We start from the raw sequence: 16,464 nt of genomic DNA on the forward strand, positions 1-16,464 counted from the left end.
TTTGAAAGAAAGGGGAATGCCCGTGATACCAGGGGAATACCGGACATTGCCGGGAGAGATCAAGCTCAACGAAGGCCGGCGGACCGCAGAGCTGTTTGTCGTCAACCAAGGAGACCGGCCGGTCCAGGTCGGCTCGCATTACCATTTCTTCGAAGTGAATCGCGGGCTGAGCTTCGACCGCGAGCAGGCTTTCGGCATGAGGCTCAATATTCCTGCCGGCACGGCCGTGCGGTTCGAGCCGGGCGAGGAGAAGCCGGTCGAGCTCGTCGAGCTCGGCGGAAGCCGGCTCGGCTTCGGGCTGAGCGGCATTACCGGAGGTCCGGCGGTCGCCGGCGCCATGCCGGATGAGGTGCGGGCCCGCCTCAAGGCTTGGGAGGGGGAGCAGGCATGAAATCGATGGACCGCAAAAGCTACGCGGACATGTTCGGCCCTACCGCCGGAGATGCCGTAAGGCTGGCCGATACGGAGCTGTGGGCTGTCATCGAGAAGGATTACACGGTGTACGGCGACGAATGCAAGTTCGGCGGCGGCAAGGTCATCCGGGACGGCATGGGCCAGTCCAGCGGGGCGCTTCGCAGCGAGGGGGTGCTGGACACGCTGATAACGAATGCCGTCATCATTGACCATTGGGGCATCGTCAAAGCCGACATCGGCATTCGGGACGGACATATCGTCGCAATCGGCAAGGCCGGCAACCCGGATATCATGGACGGCGTCACGCCGGGCATGACGGTCGGAGCGAGCACGGAGGTCATAGCCGCCGAAGGCAAGATCGTCACGGCGGGCGGCATCGACGCCCACATCCATTACATTTGTCCCCAGCAGATCGAGACGGCGCTCTCCTCCGGGGTCACGACGATGATCGGCGGCGGGACGGGACCGGCAACGGGCACCAACGCCACGACCTGCACGCCTGGCGCCTGGCATATGCGGCGCATGCTGGAGGCCGCCGAAGCTTTCCCGATGAATCTCGGCTTCACCGGCAAGGGCAACGCCAGCTTCACGGGTCCGCTGATCGAGCAGATCGAAGCGGGAGCGATCGGCCTCAAGCTGCATGAGGACTGGGGCACGACTCCCGCCGCCATCGACGCCTGCCTCAAGGCGGCCGACCAATACGATGTGCAGGTTGCGATCCATACCGATACGCTGAACGAATCCGGCTTTCTGGAGGATACGCTTGCCGCCATCGGCGGCAGGACGATCCATACCTACCATACCGAAGGCGCGGGAGGAGGGCATGCTCCCGACATCATCCGCGCGGCGGGCGAGCTCAACGTGCTGCCCAGCTCCACGAATCCGACCCGTCCATTCACGGTCAACACGATCGAGGAGCATCTGGATATGCTGATGGTCTGCCACCATCTGGATTCGCGCATCCCCGAGGATGTGGCGTTCGCCGACTCGCGCATCCGTCCCGAGACGATCGCCGCCGAGGATATTCTGCACGATATGGGGGTATTCAGCATGCTGAGCTCCGATTCCCAGGCGATGGGACGCGTCGGGGAAGTGATTATCCGCACCTGGCAGACGGCGGACAAGATGAAGAAGCAGCGCGGGCCGCTGGCTCCGGACGATGAGCATGGCGACAACTTCCGGATCAAGCGGTATGTGGCGAAATACACGATCAATCCGGCCATTACCCATGGCGTTTCCCATCTCGTCGGCTCCATCGAACCGGGAAAGTTCGCCGATCTTGCGCTTTGGAGCCCGATGTTCTTCGGAGTGAAGCCCGATCTCGTGCTGAAGGGCGGAATGATCGCCTTCGCCCAGATGGGCGATCCCAACGCCTCGATTCCGACGCCTCAGCCGGTATTCGGCCGCCCGATGTTCGCCGCTTACGGCCGGGCGGTATACGGCAGCTGCATCACCTTCGTCTCCCAAGCGGCCCATGACAGCGGCATCGCGGAGCGGCTCGGCCTGCAGAAGCGGGTGGAGCCGGTCAAGGGCTGCCGGACAGTATCCAAAAAAGACATGATCCACAACGACGCCACCCCCGTCATCGAGGTCGACCCGGAAACCTACAAGGTGACGGTGGACGGTATCCATGCGGCCTGCGAGCCTGCGGAAAGCGTGCCGATGGCGCAAAGGTACTTCTTATTCTGACCTCTGGCGCCGGAAGCCGCGGGGCTTCTTCCAGTCCTCCGGCCAACTGGCTCGTGCTGCAGCAGCTGCTGGACTCGGCGCTGCCGATCGGAGGCTTCTCGCACAGCTTCGGCTTGGAGACGCTGATCCAGGAAGGCGGCATCCGCAGCGCTGCCGATCTGGAGCAGTATTTGCGCGCCATGCTGGAGCAGAGCTGGGCGACGACGGATGCGCTGGTCGTCTCCGCCGTCTATCGGGATGCGCCGGCAGGGGAGTATCGGCGGTTATGGGCGGCTGAGCGCATCGTGCATGTCCAGCGCATCGGAACCGAGACCCGCTCCGGGATGGAGAAGATGGGACGGCGCCTGCTGGCGCTGGCGGCGTCGATCTATCCGGGATGCCGCATGGAAGAGCTGGAGAAGGCATACCGGGAAGGGGAATGCCTGCTGACCCATCCGCTCGTATTCGGCTGGATCTGCTGGCAGAGCGGCATCGGGCGGGAGCAGGCCGTGCAGGGGTGGCTGTACGGCAGCATCAGCAATGCGGTGAACAGCGCTCTGCGCCTGATGGCCATCGGACAGACGGAAGCCCAGCGCATGCTGGCCTTGCTGTCGGCGGATGCCGGACGGGCCGCCGGAATAACGCTCGGCATGGAGCCGGAAGAGGCTTGGAGCAACATGCCTTTCGCCGAGCTGGCCATGATCCGCCACGAGACGCTGTACTCGCGATTGTTCATGTCCTGAACCTGTTCAACGGCCGGTTTCCTGCCATCCCATACCGAGAGGAAGAACGAGGGATGAGTTCGGCACAGGATGACGAGTGGACGCGGAAGACGGCCGGATTGGCCGGACGATGGGCGGCGGGGCCTCATTTCCCCGACCCGCACCGTCACCCTCAAGATTAGCGGCAAGGAATGAGCTTGATGGAAGACATGGATTGAATCCAAACCAACTTATTGCCTGGGAGGCGTACATTATGTGCCAAGGACAAGGACATACGCATGTGGAATGGGAAACGAATCCGATTCCGGCGGGGAGGCCGATCCGGATCGGCATCGGCGGACCGGTCGGCTCCGGCAAGACCAAGCTGGTGGAGCGCCTGGCGGAAGCGCTGAAGGATAAATACAGCCTGGCGGTCATTACCAACGACATCTATACCAAGGAGGATGCGCGGATATTGGCGGCGACAGGCGTTCTTCCGGAAGAGCGGATCATCGGCGTGGAGACGGGCGGCTGCCCGCATACGGCTGTGCGCGAGGATGCTTCGATGAATTTCGAGGCGATCGAAGAGCTGCAGAGCCGGTTCTCTCCGCTCGAGCTTATCTTCATCGAGAGCGGCGGCGACAATCTGGCTGCCGCGTTCAGCCCCGAGCTGGCGGACCGGTTCATCTACATCATCGACGTTGCCCAAGGGGAAAAAATACCGCGCAAGGGCGGCCCGGGCATCATGCGATCCGACCTGCTCGTCATCAACAAGACCGACCTTGCTCCTCATGTAGGAGCGAGCCTCGAGGTGATGGAGGCGGACTCGCGCCGCATGCGCGGCGACCGGCCGTTCGTCTTCTCCAATCTGTTCGGAGGCGAAGGGACGGCGGAGATCGCCGCTTGGCTGGAGCATGAAATCGCCCATGCCCAGGGCAGAAGCCATACCCATCACGAGCATGGCCATGCTCATGGCGAGAGCGCCGCGGCCTCCGAAGCGGCGGCCGGCGGAGACGGACACTCCCATTGAGCACGGTCCCGGAAGCGGGAGCGCCGAACGGCATCCGGGTATCCGAGCTTCGGGCGACATTCGAGCATCGATCCGGCGCAACGCGGCTGCAGGAGCGCTATCATACTTCGCCCATCAAGATCGCCAAAAGCTTTCCGCTCGGCAGCGGAGCGGGCATTCTCGTCATGGATGTGTCGCCGGGCATGCTGGAAGGCGACGCGTACCGGATGGACTGGACGGCCGGCAGCGATACGATGGTCCAGATATCCAACCAGTCGTTCCTCAAGGTGCATCCGTGTCCGGGAGGCGGCGGCGCATCGCTGCGGCAGCGGTTCAGCATCGGCGAGAATGCGGTCATGGAACATATGCCCGAACCGGTCATGCTGTTCGGAGATGCGTCTTTCGCCTCGGATACGGAAGTGATGCTCGCTCCCGGCGCCTGCTGGATGCAGGCCGAGGCGCTCTGTCCGGGCCGGACGCTGCGCGGAGAAGTATTCCGCTACCGCCGCCTGGACAGCAAGCTTGCCGTATACGAGGATGGAGAATTGATCTATCGCCAGCACCAGCGCATTATTCCCGGCGAGCAGCTGCTCGGCGCGCCGGGAAGCTGGCAGGGGATGACCCATTGGGGAACCTTCTGCGTGTTCTCGTCGCTGGTGGACCGCCGGCTGGAGGAGAAGCTGCGCGAAGCGATGGATTCTCTCCAGCCGGTGCCCGGGCGCGAGGTCGTCAGCGGCGTCTCGCTGACATGGAGAAGCGGCCTCGTGGTGCAGGCCGGAGCCCGCAGCGCGTGGACGCTGCAGCGGGCATTGGAGCATGCCTGGCTGACGGCAAGAAAGCTGTTGAGGCCGGATTTGCCGGACCCGCTCCGTAAAGCTTTGAACTAAACTTTTTGAAACCTGACCGTCCTGCTCTGCGTAGTTCAAGGATTGAGGCAGCCTTTGCCCATCTTGAACGAACGGGGCTGCGTCGTGTCAGGTTTCTTTTTTAGCTTTACATTGAAGATTTTTAGAGGAAAAGGATATAATAACCCCAACTTACTTCCAAAGGGGTCTGGAGGTGAAAGAAGCATGGTCAATGAAGCGGTATCGCAAGAGCTGATCAGACAGCTGGATGACCGGTTCAGACTCGTCCGCAAGCTCATCAACTCCGAATGGAACCGGGATAACGAACATGGACTTGGCCTTACGCATGTCCGCATTCTCAGCCTGTTGTCCTCCGAAGGCCCGCAGAAGGCATCGGTGCTGGCGGATCGGCTCCAGATTACTTCCGGCGCGGTAACCGGACTGGCCGACCGTCTGGTCGAGCTTGGCTATATTTCTAGAGAGCGCGGGGAGCAGGACCGCAGAGTCGTGCTGCTCGATATCGAAGCGAACGGCAAGCAGCTGCTCGAGCAGGTGAGCAAGACCAAGCAGAAGCTGATGTACAAGCTGTACGAGGGGATGGACGGGACGGATATGGAGCAGATGCTTCGGTATTTCGACCGGATGATCGCCAATCTGCAGTCGGAGTGACGGATTCCGCTCAGGCCTGATGGTTTGGACGGCTGCTGGCAGCCCGGCCTCCTGTCCCTTATAATGGACAGGAGGTTTTTTGTCCCCGAAAGGAGGCTGGCATCATGCAAGCCGGCAACAGCAACGAGACCATCAAGCTGCTCATGAACCACCGCTCCATCCGGCGCTACAAAAACGAGCCGGTCACGGGCGAACAGCTGGACGCGATTCTGGCTTGCGCCCGTCAAGCTTCTTCTTCCAGCCATATGCAGGCTTACAGCGTCATCGGGATAACCGATTCCGAGCTGAGGAATCAGATCGCCGATGTCGCCGGCAGCCAGCGCCATGTCCGGGAAGCGCCTGTCTTCCTCGTCTGGTGCGCCGATCTCAGCCGCTTCGGAGAAGCGGTCGCCATGCATGGAGGAAGCTTCGACGCGACGACGGAGTATTTCCTTGTGGCGACGGTCGATGCCTCGCTTGCGGCTCAGAACGCGGCGGCGGCAGCCGAGTCTCTGGGACTCGGCATCGTGTACATTGGCGGAATCCGCAACGACATGAGGAAGATGTCGGAGCTGCTCGGACTGCCGCCTCTCGTCTATCCCGTATTCGGGATGTGCATCGGCGTTCCCGACGAGCAGCCGGATCACCGGCCGCGGCTGCCGCTGGAAAGCATGTATGCCGAGAACCGGTATAGGGAAAATGGTTATGCCGAAGACCTGGAGCGTTACGACAGCCTCTATGCGGATTACATCCGCAACCGGTCCGGCGGAGGCAGGGAATCGTCGTGGACGCGCGAGATGAAAGGGCGCACCGATTATCCGTCGCGCAGCTACGGTGATTTCTTGCGGGAACAGGGATTTTCGTTCGAGGATTGAACCGGACAGGCAAAGAAGGGGGCCGCACGGCATACAGCCATGCAGCCCCTGCTTTATTTATGCGCCGGTTACCGGTATCGTCATTCCCGGTCTTCTTCCTCCGGGTGCGCCCCGACTCCGTTCAGCAGATCGGTGCCGTGGAATTCGTCGGGCGGAGCAGCGGGATCGACGGGCGTATCGTCTGCGAGCTCCAGAAGGTCCGGATCGGCGTTCACGGTACGCACGCCGACAGGAACCTCCTCGGCATAGTCGCCGCCGTCGCGCTGCTTGGCGTATTGATCCGGACTCGGCGCTTCCGCCCCGTCGACATCATCCGCCAGCGCGGCGTTCGCCTGGGAGGAGGACACGGTGTAGCTGTCGACCTGAACGGTTCCATAGGTGCCTTCTCCGGAAGGATACGTGCGGAGAAGCTCTTCCTCGGCGCCCTGCACCCGGCTTCCTTCGCGCTGGTCCTCGAACAGGCCGAATCGAGGATCGATGTCTTTTTCCGTCGCGAGACCTTCTTTGTTCTTGTCTTCCATGCTTGTCCCCTCCTGGTTGATGGATCTTCCTTCTGCTGCAGCGTTCGATTGCCTTGATAGGCAGTTTATACCCTGTTGCAAGGGTTTCCAATCGCTCGGCTGTCCATACGCTTCCTGGCGGAGAGGGGGCTGCAAGCGGGAACGGGCGCGCCGAATAGCCTGTCACAGTAAAGCGATGACGAGCCTGGAAGGGCCGTTCCGTAGTATACTGGAGACAGGAATGAACACCCGGAAGGAGCCTGCTGCATGACGTTGATTAGCAGTCTGAACGACAAGGACGAATTTACAGGGTTCTATCTGGTCAAGGAACTCGATGTCAAGCTGACCAATGCGACGCCTCCCAAGGATTATTGGGATCTCGTGCTCTCGGACTCCAGCGGCCAGCTTACGGCCAAGTACTGGGATTTGAAGCCGCATGAGAAAGATACGCTGAAGCCGATGATGCTGGCCAAAGTACAGGGAACCGTACAGCTGTACAGGGAACGCCTGCAGATGAAGGTATCCCGGATCCGGCCTGCGGCGCCGGAGGACAATCTGCAGCTGACGGACTTCATCCGTGCCGCTCCCGCCGCCCCCGACGCTTTGATGGAAAACATACGCAGCAAGGTCGACTCCATTCAAGACGTGCAGATTCGTGAAATAACCGCTTATTGCGTCGTGAAGGCGGGAGATCGGCTGGAGCATTACCCTGCGGCCAAAAGCCATCATCATGCCTACTATGCGGGCCTTGCCTACCACATGGTTCGGATGCTGGAGATCGGGGAGTTCCTCTGCCTGCAGAGGCCGTTCCTGAACCGGGATCTCTTGGTTGCGGGCATCATCCTGCATGATCTGGCCAAGCCGGAGGAAATGAACGCGCAGCTCGGCATCGTCTCCGAATACAGCGACCGCGGCCGGCTGATCGGCCATCTGGCGCTCATATCCGGCTGGATTACGGAAGCGGCGCTGAAGCTGGGCATCGAGCTGGAATCCGCCAAGGTAACAGCGCTTCAGCATCTTGTGCTGTCCCATCACAACCTCGGGGAATGGGGAAGTCCCGTGCAGCCGCAAATGGCCGAGGCGGTCGCGCTCCATTTCATCGATTCGCTCGACGCCAAGCTGCAGATGGTCGAGGACGCGCTCGGCTCTACGCCGGAAGCCGACAGCTGGACGCCGATGATCCGCGGATTGGAAAACAAGGCGATTTTCAAAACCAGCCTGTAGAAGCCGGCCGCAGCTAATTTGGCTGCATCGGCGTCAGTCTCAGCCGAAGCGGGGTAAAGGTGGGAAATGAACCTGAAGAGGGAGTGGCCGCATGGAGCAGGCGGATCTGCAGACGATTCTGTCCGACAGCCGGCGCATCGTATTTTTCGGCGGGGCGGGAACCTCCACGGAAAGCGGGATTCCCGATTTCCGCTCGGCGGACGGGTTGTACGAGCAGCGTACGAGCAAAACGTATTTGCCGGAAGAGATTTTGAGCCGGGACTTTTTCATGGAGCATCCGGCTGATTTCTATGCCTTTTACCGGACCCATATGGTCTATCCCGAAGCGCTTCCCAATGCCGCGCATCGAGCGCTGGCTAGGCTGGAGCAGGAGGGCCGGCTGACGGCGGTCGTCACCCAGAATATCGACGGCCTGCATCAGCTTGCCGGCAGCCGCAGCGTGCTGGAGCTGCACGGATCGGTTCACCGCAACTATTGCATGGACTGCGGGCTCAAGTATCCGTTGTCCGCCGTCCTGCGCGATCCGCGCCCGGTTCCTCTCTGCACGGCCTGCGAAGGCATCGTCAAGCCGGATGTCGTGCTGTATCAAGAGAACCTCGATACGGATCTCCTGGATCGCGCGGCATTCGAGATCGAGCAGGCCGACACGCTCATCGTAGGAGGCACGTCGCTGACGGTGCATCCGGCTGCGGGCCTCGTGAGCCTGTACCGCGGCGATAAGCTTATTATCGTCAACCGGACTCCGACTCCGCTCGATGCTTATGCGAACTATATTTCGGACGGAAATGTCGGCGACGTGCTGGGTTCCCTGTACCCTCGATGATGATTTCGGCGTCCGTCCTGTACATGAAGGCGAAAAGCCCAGGCAGATCATATCTGCCTGGGCTTTTTTTGGGTTAAAAGATGGCGGCAGTCGTCGATTATTGACCCGATGCTGCTGCGAGAGACAACAGGAAGAAGAGCAGCGAGATCCCCATTACAATCAGGATAAGGATCAGGTAAGCCCGGCTCAGATTGCGCTTGTTGAGATTGACGCCGGAGCCGAACGCCCATACGAACAGCATGATGATATTGACGATCGGAATAGCGAGCAGCAGCATCGTCACCATCCAGGAACTGGTGCGGATGACTTGGGAGTTGCCGGTCGGAATCGGTTGATAGGACATAGGGGTTCTCCTTTTAAACGTTCATATCGTTCATGGATTTGAAGGCACTGAACATGACAGCTCCGAAAACAGCCAGCAAGATGATGTAGAGGACGATGCCGATCAGCGCCCATAAAAGATACGCCCGCGCAAAGTACTTCCGGTTCAGGTTCGCGCTGTCGCCGAACGCCCAGACGAACAGGAAGATGATGTTGACGATGGGAATCATGAGAATGACAAGCGAGCCGAGCCAGGATTTGACGCTGACGACTTCGTCGCTTGCATAGGGCGGCGCGTATCCCGGCGGTACCGGGGGCTGCTGCCCTGCCGGCGGTTGGAAGGTGGATTCCATACTTTTTAACTCTCCCCTTAACTATGGTCAGAACGATGATTTTATCGACAGGAAGATTTGGAAAGTTAATACCATTTCCTTAAATACTGGGAAATCAATGATTTTATTTATTTTAATCGGCTTCTTGCTTCTGCGGCGGTGAAGTTGTACCCGATTCAGGCGATTTTGAACCATTTAATTTGAATGCGGCCTATTTTGCGTGTGTCTGCTCCGTACAGGCACGTATGGGCGGCAGCCCACATAAACTGTCAGTACACTTGCACCGGTGCCCTCGGCAGGGCCGGTAATACTGCATGGGGGTGGCTCGAAAAATGCCTGGATTATTTGCCGCAATCGCCCTGTTCATCAAGCAGCTCAGCCTGCTCGTATCCTATGTCAAAAACAACGCCTTTCCGCAGCCGCTGCAGGAGGAAGAGGAGCTGCGCCATCTGAAGCTGATGGCCGAGGGCAATCCCGTATCCAGGAACTTGCTGATCGAGCATAATCTGAGGCTTGTCGCCCATATCGTCAAAAAATTCGACAACACCGGCGAGGATGCCGAGGATCTCATCTCCATCGGCACAATCGGGCTGATCAAGGCGATCGAGAGCTTCCAGACCGGCAAGGGGACAAAGCTGGCGACATTCGCGGCCCGATGCATCGAGAACGAAATTCTGATGCATCTCCGCTCGCTGAAGAAAACGCGCAAGGACGTCTCCCTGCACGATCCCATCGGTACGGATAAGGAAGGCAACGAAATCACGCTTATCGATATCCTGGGCTCGGAGCATGACGATGTCGTGGAGAAGGTGCAGCTCAAAATCGAGAAGTCGAAGATCTACAAAAATCTGGACATTCTCGACGAGCGGGAGCGGGAAGTGGTGATGGCCCGGTTCGGGCTGGAGCATGGCGGCGAGGAGCGGACGCAGCGGGAAATCGCCAAGGAGCTGGGCATCAGCCGAAGCTATGTGTCGCGGATCGAGAAGCGGGCGCTCATGAAGCTTTATCATGAGTTTTATAAGGCGAAGAAATAAATCTCTGGCCGTAAATTTAATGAATCATGATGGCAACATCTGAGTTGAACGAATAAATCTGGACAAGGAAGGTTTTATCATTTCTAAGACGCCTGCAAGGGTGTCTTTCTTTTTATCCTCTTAGGGATTCCATTCCTTGATGAGCTACAGCAATATCCTGCGTAGGCTTCTCGGCCATATCTCTAGCTTTGATGGAATAAGGAGGGGGATTAATCCTGGAAATAATGAAGATACACGTCTTCCAAGTTGGGCTTGACCGCTCTAGTCTCCAAGTTCAGCAGAGGCTGATCGTGAACAATTCTTGCCCATATCCCCTCACGATCACTTAATATATTGCTTACCTTGAAACGTGCTTGGAGCAGGGGGAGTTCCGCTTCCGATGTATGTACTTCGTGTACATGACCCTCCATGCAAGAAAGCAAGTTCACCGGATCATCCTGCAAGATTAGCGCCCCTTCCTTCATGAGCAATATTTCCTTTGATATAAATTCAATATCTGAAACCACGTGGGTTGCAATGACCACGATTTTATTGAGAGCAATGGTAGAAATAAAATTGCGAATGCGTATTCTTTCTTTTGGATCAAGTCCTGCTGTAGGTTCATCCATAATAAGCAGATCGGGATCGTTCAACAATGCCTGGGCAATGAGGATGCGCTGTTTCATCCCCCCGGAATACGCAGCAAGTTTCGTGTCCGCATCTTGCGTTAAATTTACAATCGACAACAACTCATCAATTCTAGTTTTCGCTTGGGCCGTCGGCAGCCCCTTAAGAGCAGCCATATACCATAAGAAGCGCCGGCCTGTAAATTCACGATAAATGCCTTGTTGTTGCGGCATATAACCTAATAATTCTCGATAGTTTTCGCCAAGTCTACTAATATGCTGCCCATTGAATAGAATTTCTCCTTCATCGGGTTGAATTTGATCCGTAATCAGATTCATTAAGGTTGACTTACCCGCTCCATTTGGCCCCAATACACCATATATACCGGGAGTCAGATGTGACGTGAACTGATGCAGGGCTGCTTTACGTCCTCGATCATAGCGTTTTGAAATGGAGTTGATGGACAATTGCATGTTCAGTTTTCCCTCCATTTGAATCTGTTTATAATAGACCAAGCCGCTCGGAATGCTGCCATGCCGACCACAACCAATCCGCCAAAGTACAAGCTTATCCCCGTTCCATAAGATACCGAATTAAATTTGCCGTAGAGCTCAAATGCGAAATTAAAACTATACTTGTCGATTACCGACAGGCCCATGTATTGAAGACAAAGCGGAAGCACGGCTAATGAGGTAGCTGTCAGGAGTAGAAAAGACTGCTTCTTCAGACTTACAGCAATGAACAAAATAACATGAGCCAGCATCAGTACACCAAGCAATTGCAGCAAGCTTGTCACTATCACATAGGTTAAAATGCTAATCGGCCAGTTCACATTTCCCAGAACTTCAATGCTTTGGACAGGCGCGCTCCAATCAAGGCGGGGATAATGAACAATGACATTATAGAATTTAGGTATTTGAACAAGCACCAACAACCATATAGCGAATGCATATGCAATAGCATGTTTCATGGCGAACAAACGCCATCTTCCCCTTGGACTGCTCCAAATGACCCTCATCATCTCATTTTTATAATCCAATGCAAACAAAGGGCCAAGGCCGACAATCAACAGAAGGACGTAAATAATTCCATCAAGAAGGCGATCTTGCTGGCTGTTAAATAAGGCATCACTGGATATTGTATTTACAAAGTTGCCCGTAATTCCTTGCTTCTGCTTTAATTGGAGCAAATAATCTCGTTGTTTCTCGACAAATCGGAATGCTTTGTCTTGCTTCGCATATTCATCGATTTTGAATTTTTCCTGATTGTAAGTAATTAAGTCAATCTCCTTATTTTTTAATTTCAGTTTCAAAGCATCGAGCTCCTGAGGCATTGCTGTGAATTTATCTCTTTCCTCACTAAGAAATAAAAGCTTCTCTTGCGTCAATTCTCCATGCAGAGATAATATGTAGCGGTTATATGTACCTGAATCCAGATCAAACGGACGTTCATTCTGATCTATTCGGTTATACATTAGAATAACGGCGAAAATAAGAACCAGAACAGATTTCCCAACGATCAGAAGTTTATACCATTCATGTAAAAAGAGAGAATTCGTTCTCCTGTGCTTCCATAACGAAGCTTTCCATTTCACAATCCAACGCAGCGGTGCTGGACTTGTTATGGAAACAGGCTGCTTCACAAATAGCCAAGCACAAGCCAAGGGCAAGATCGCCGTCATTATTGCCCATACCCATAAGGTTAATGTATCCTTCCGAACAGGATAGCCCAATATATTCAAGTTGCGATAATCGGAGATGAAATGGAAGGCATCATAAAAAGCCAGAATGTTGATATACTTTAGTACATTCAAATAAGAATTCGGATGAATAAGCGAGTAACACAAATAGCTGGCGCCTAGCAAGAGGGATGTCGCGACATAAATTTTGGAGATATGGCCAAGACCGAGAAATAACGCAGCCATCAGCCAGCCCAATAGTATATTGACCATGATCTTCAACAACATATATACCAAAAGGTACTGTTCCACTGTCAACGGTTGAACGGCATGATAAAAAGAACTCATGGACTGAATATATCGGGAGAGACTGCCAAACCCATATAATCGCTCTGCAAGAAGTAGAATCGAACCATAGTAAATCAAAGAGAGAAAAATGGTAATAAGCGTCAAGGCAGTCAACTTCGCTCCGAATGTACGCAGTTTACCGTGACGAGTAGAGCGAATGAGGGATGTTAGTCCCTCCTCTTTCTCCACATAAAATAGGATGGTGATAAGCAGGAAGATCAACATAGCCAAGCAGAAATCAGTCGACCAAGTATTCGTCCCAGATACAATCCCTTCCTCCAGCCCTAATTGGAAAGGCAAGCCGCGTAAAGGCTTAAAATCCTCGACTGTCTTTACAATATTCCGATAAGAGAAGGAATCTTTCTTGTTGAAGATGGAGACGGATTTCATTTCATTTGCTTGTTCTTCCATCGAGCTTATTTTGTCATCAAAATGGTCAGCATTTTCAAATTGAAGTCTCAACATATTTAAAAGATAAGAATCCCGTATTATCGCTTGCTCTTGGTTAAAGTAAGGACCTGTTTCATATTGCTCGTATGCTTGTTGATTATCCCTTTTCAAATCAGCGACAATTTTCTGCCAAGGACTATCCTTTGGACTCAAATAGGCTTGTATGAATTGCCCATAAAGAATGAACTGTTGAACTTGTAGGGTTGTTAATCTCTTCCCATCCACAGGGGGTAATCCTTTATAGGATTGCTCTACCTGTTTGTACTGGTCACGATTTTGAATGAGCAAATGATGATCTTTGCGTTGTTCATTGACGAAGAAAACACTATTTATAAGGAGGAGGATGATGGCTAGCAGCATCACAATTCGCTTGTGTACGATTTTATTCAGCTCGTAACCGATCAGTTTCATCGACACGCCCCTCAGTCAACAAGGGATTCATTCTCAACTTTGCTTTCCAGCAAAGGCTTAAATGAGGCTTGTTTTGTCTCGAATTGACTTTTATCTATGTAGTAATATCCAGCCTTCGTGTCATCACTGTATCTGATAAACATATAACGGTCATCACCGACATAAAGTTGAAAAAATTTCGTTAAAGGCGTTAAGTCAAGCGAATCAATCTTTACATTATCTTTCAAAATGGCTAATTCATACGGGACTCCTTTAGGCAGATGATCCTTGTAAGCATCATTTGGACGAATATACGAATAGTTATTATCTTTAAGAAAATAGGAAATGACGGGTGGATGTTCGATAGGCAATTCTTTTATGTCTCTTCCTTGTAGATCAGATGAATACTTTTTAAGCGTTCTTGGGTCAGCCGGGTCACCATAGAAGTAACTGAAATATAGCCTTTGATCTGAAATACTCAAGATTGAGCTATATCCGCCATCACCACGATCCCACAATGTAGTGACCTTTCCCGTACTGAAATCATATCTTTGCTCTGCATATCCTTTATTTCCAAGACCTACCCAATACAGTTGATTGCCGAACGGGATCATGGCTGATAAGTCTGTAATACCATCTGTCCCCGTATAAATAATCTCTTCTTTATTAGGGTCCTTAAGCTTGGATCGCTTGATCTCAAGCTGCTCAACATTGTCTTTTGTAACGCTAACCGTGGCGTAATATATATAGCCCCGATGAATGGCAATTGTTTTCGGTGATAGTTTAAAAGTCTTGATTTCGTGTCGGTTTTTACCGTCGCTATCCATGCGAGATAATTTCATATACCAACCAAATTTTGATATTTTAGGATCGAATAAGCTTTCTGCTATGTACAAATGAGAATGGTAATATTGCAGCAAGCTTGTCATTTGCTCTTCATTCTTAACAAAAGCATAACAGTTCTTGCTGTCGGGTTTATTCAAGCAGTTGTTGTCTGGCCGATTATCCAGAATTACGGGCTTCATCTTCTCCTTGTCCATATAATAAATTAGATTGTTATGCAGAAGATAATATCCTGTCTCCGAACTAGTCATCCCCAAACCCATAAAACCATCACGGAACTGATAGGGAAAATCCACCTCTGAATGATACTCATTATCGCTGGGCATAACAAAGCGATTACATCCCGCAGATAAGAATGACATCGCTAAAATCATCCCTAAGAAGATTTTTTTCCTCATTTCATGATGCCCCTTTTACTCTGAATTAGGTATGAACTGAACATAGAAGAAGTGCCTTAGAAAAGAGTTTAGGTCTTTTCTAAGGCACTAAATCCTTACATGGCGCATCTTATTTAGTTAAATATTTGTAGATCCAGACCAGGTGAAGTTTTGATTCGAATTATTCGTATAAGAAATACTATGAGACCCTGTGGCGGATTTGAAAACGACAGGGGCATCTTTTGAGTAAGCGGTTGCATAAGCTGAAACCGTATTTGAAGCCGAAGCAGATGAATGCTTGATGTCGTTCACATCACCAAATACATAATTATAAGTAACCGATGCGTAAGAGGTGCAGAGAGTAGATCCACACGTAGTGCTTGCTGTAGCGCCGTAACTTGAACCGTTTGCAAATTTGCTGATGGAACCGGAGACAGAAACTCCTCCAACTGTAGACGATATGGAAGATGCTGCAAAAGAGCTTCCTCCTAGCATAAACGCTGCTACAGGTACGGATAAGGCAAATGTTAATAGTTTGGATTTGTGTAATTTCATATAATTACCTCCATCAATCCTATTTTATTCCTATGTAAGATCTTGTTGTCGTATCTACTTTTCTCCGGCCGGATGATGGGGTAGATATCTCTTGCAAGAATATATTATATTACAATTTATGTCAACATTTTAATATAAACCCTTATAATGGAATTTTTTTGGAAGAGATTCGACACTTATCGATGCATGCATCAATCGGAGCTGCGGGCCGTGCATGCGGAGCGGAGGATATCAATTCTTCCACTCTTTGATTGCTAACCTTTTCAGCCAGTTGAGGGCCGAATGAATGAGAAGGAGCAGCACGCCAGCCTCGATGGCATGATCGGCCACGTTGAGAATGCCTCCGGAGCGCACAAGGAAGTCCGTTACGCGTCCGAACAGCAGGCGATCGATTCCGTTGCCTGCCGCTCCGCCAACGAGCAATCCGAAGCTGGCTTCCAGAAGGATGCGTTTCTTCTCCAGGGTGCCGCGATAATAGAGAATGGCCACGACGAACAGCAGAGCCGCAATGCCGAACAGAGTTCCATATCCCTGAAACAGGCTTCCGGCCATCCCGCTGTTCTCATAACGGCTGATTTGGAACGGCCCCCATGGGAATGAATCCCCGATCTCGAGATTTCTGCGGATCAGCCATTTGGTCGCTTGATCCAGCATGAATGTCAGTACCGCGATGCTATAGAACAGCATGGCCGACCTTCTTTCCTTATAGGCTTCTTCCATTCTAGAACATTTGTGCAAGCTTTGTCTTTATCGCGCTTCCCTCCTCTCCGTTCCGAATGGCAGTCAAACCGGTTCAGCCTGATTCATTAAAGGTTCTAACGCA

General features: G+C 53.3%; 18 protein-coding genes. 10 read left to right on the forward strand and 8 right to left on the reverse strand.

Annotation, left to right across the window (positions count from 1 at the left end; translation table 11 throughout):
- Window positions 1-22: 22 nt before the first annotated feature.
- The 7 genes from PHU01S_RS04140 to nfsA all read left to right on the forward strand — a co-directional run bounded on the left by PHU01S_RS04140 (window position 23) and on the right by nfsA (window position 6,160).
- Window positions 23-391, forward strand: a complete 369-nt coding sequence (locus tag PHU01S_RS04140; protein WP_048749632.1) for an urease subunit beta — start codon at window positions 23-25, stop codon at window positions 389-391.
- Entirely contained in the window at window positions 388-2,103 is a 1,716-nt protein-coding gene (gene ureC, locus PHU01S_RS04145; RefSeq protein WP_049867801.1) for an urease subunit alpha, read from the forward strand. The genes PHU01S_RS04140 and ureC overlap by 4 nt, the downstream gene beginning before the upstream one ends.
- Window positions 2,104-2,156: 53 nt before the next feature.
- Window positions 2,157-2,825, forward strand: coding sequence for an urease accessory protein UreF (locus tag PHU01S_RS04150; RefSeq protein ID WP_307721775.1), 669 nt, complete (start codon window positions 2,157-2,159; stop codon window positions 2,823-2,825).
- Between the two features lie 232 nt (window positions 2,826-3,057).
- Complete coding sequence (gene ureG / locus PHU01S_RS04155; RefSeq protein ID WP_049867800.1) at window positions 3,058-3,813, forward strand: urease accessory protein UreG; 756 nt, start codon at window positions 3,058-3,060, stop codon at window positions 3,811-3,813.
- Complete coding sequence (locus tag PHU01S_RS04160; protein ID WP_048743751.1) at window positions 3,810-4,679, forward strand: urease accessory protein UreD; 870 nt, start codon at window positions 3,810-3,812, stop codon at window positions 4,677-4,679. The genes ureG and PHU01S_RS04160 overlap by 4 nt, the downstream gene beginning before the upstream one ends.
- Before the next feature lie 183 nt (window positions 4,680-4,862).
- Entirely contained in the window at window positions 4,863-5,306 is a 444-nt protein-coding gene (locus tag PHU01S_RS04165) for a MarR family winged helix-turn-helix transcriptional regulator (RefSeq protein WP_048743753.1), read from the forward strand.
- Window positions 5,307-5,410: 104 nt separating this feature from the next.
- Window positions 5,411-6,160, forward strand: coding sequence for an oxygen-insensitive NADPH nitroreductase (gene nfsA / locus PHU01S_RS04170; RefSeq protein ID WP_049867799.1), 750 nt, complete (start codon window positions 5,411-5,413; stop codon window positions 6,158-6,160).
- Window positions 6,161-6,240: 80 nt separating this feature from the next.
- Here nfsA and PHU01S_RS04175 read toward each other — a convergent pair whose 3' ends face one another.
- The gene (locus PHU01S_RS04175; protein ID WP_021877866.1) at window positions 6,241-6,681 is read right to left on the reverse strand and encodes a hypothetical protein; all 441 of its coding nucleotides are present in this window, start codon (window positions 6,679-6,681) and stop codon (window positions 6,241-6,243) included.
- A gap of 246 nt (window positions 6,682-6,927) precedes the next feature.
- Here PHU01S_RS04175 and PHU01S_RS04180 point away from each other — a divergent pair, with 246 nt between their 5' ends.
- Together PHU01S_RS04180 and PHU01S_RS04185 are read left to right on the forward strand one after the other, a co-directional pair.
- On the forward strand, window positions 6,928-7,884 hold the full coding sequence (locus tag PHU01S_RS04180; RefSeq protein WP_021877867.1) for a 3'-5' exoribonuclease YhaM family protein: 957 nt from the start codon (window positions 6,928-6,930) through the stop codon (window positions 7,882-7,884).
- A 91-nt stretch (window positions 7,885-7,975) separates the two neighbouring features.
- The gene (locus PHU01S_RS04185; protein ID WP_021877868.1) at window positions 7,976-8,707 is read left to right on the forward strand and encodes an NAD-dependent protein deacylase; all 732 of its coding nucleotides are present in this window, start codon (window positions 7,976-7,978) and stop codon (window positions 8,705-8,707) included.
- A 97-nt stretch (window positions 8,708-8,804) separates the two neighbouring features.
- Here PHU01S_RS04185 and PHU01S_RS04190 read toward each other — a convergent pair whose 3' ends face one another.
- The gene (locus PHU01S_RS04190; protein WP_127506319.1) at window positions 8,805-9,050 is read right to left on the reverse strand and encodes a hypothetical protein; all 246 of its coding nucleotides are present in this window, start codon (window positions 9,048-9,050) and stop codon (window positions 8,805-8,807) included.
- Window positions 9,051-9,063: 13 nt separating this feature from the next.
- Window positions 9,064-9,381 (reverse strand): hypothetical protein, encoded by a 318-nt coding sequence (locus PHU01S_RS04195; protein WP_021877870.1) that lies wholly within the window; start codon window positions 9,379-9,381, stop codon window positions 9,064-9,066.
- Window positions 9,382-9,692: 311 nt separating this feature from the next.
- Between PHU01S_RS04195 and sigK the strand changes: the two genes are divergently transcribed.
- Window positions 9,693-10,394, forward strand: a complete 702-nt coding sequence (sigK, locus tag PHU01S_RS04200; RefSeq protein WP_048743760.1) for an RNA polymerase sporulation sigma factor SigK — start codon at window positions 9,693-9,695, stop codon at window positions 10,392-10,394.
- A 209-nt stretch (window positions 10,395-10,603) separates the two neighbouring features.
- Here sigK and PHU01S_RS04205 read toward each other — a convergent pair whose 3' ends face one another.
- The 5 genes from PHU01S_RS04205 to lspA form a co-directional block, all read right to left on the reverse strand.
- Window positions 10,604-11,473 carry an ATP-binding cassette domain-containing protein gene (locus PHU01S_RS04205; RefSeq protein ID WP_049867796.1) on the reverse strand — a complete coding sequence of 290 codons (870 nt, stop codon included), beginning with the start codon at window positions 11,471-11,473 and terminating at the stop codon, window positions 10,604-10,606.
- 2 nt (window positions 11,474-11,475) lie between these two features.
- The gene (locus PHU01S_RS04210) at window positions 11,476-13,887 is read right to left on the reverse strand and encodes a hypothetical protein (RefSeq protein WP_127506322.1); all 2,412 of its coding nucleotides are present in this window, start codon (window positions 13,885-13,887) and stop codon (window positions 11,476-11,478) included.
- 11 nt (window positions 13,888-13,898) lie between these two features.
- On the reverse strand, window positions 13,899-15,107 hold the full coding sequence (locus PHU01S_RS04215; RefSeq protein ID WP_049867794.1) for a hypothetical protein: 1,209 nt from the start codon (window positions 15,105-15,107) through the stop codon (window positions 13,899-13,901).
- A 117-nt stretch (window positions 15,108-15,224) separates the two neighbouring features.
- Window positions 15,225-15,641, reverse strand: a complete 417-nt coding sequence (locus PHU01S_RS04220) for a hypothetical protein (RefSeq protein ID WP_127506324.1) — start codon at window positions 15,639-15,641, stop codon at window positions 15,225-15,227.
- Window positions 15,642-15,872: 231 nt separating this feature from the next.
- Window positions 15,873-16,328 (reverse strand): signal peptidase II, encoded by a 456-nt coding sequence (lspA, locus tag PHU01S_RS04225; RefSeq protein WP_048743767.1) that lies wholly within the window; start codon window positions 16,326-16,328, stop codon window positions 15,873-15,875.
- Window positions 16,329-16,464: the final 136 nt, after the last annotated feature.

Source organism: Paenibacillus humicus NBRC 102415 (assembly GCF_004000905.1).
In the GTDB taxonomy this organism is placed as follows: domain Bacteria; phylum Bacillota; class Bacilli; order Paenibacillales; family Paenibacillaceae; genus Paenibacillus_O; species Paenibacillus_O humicus.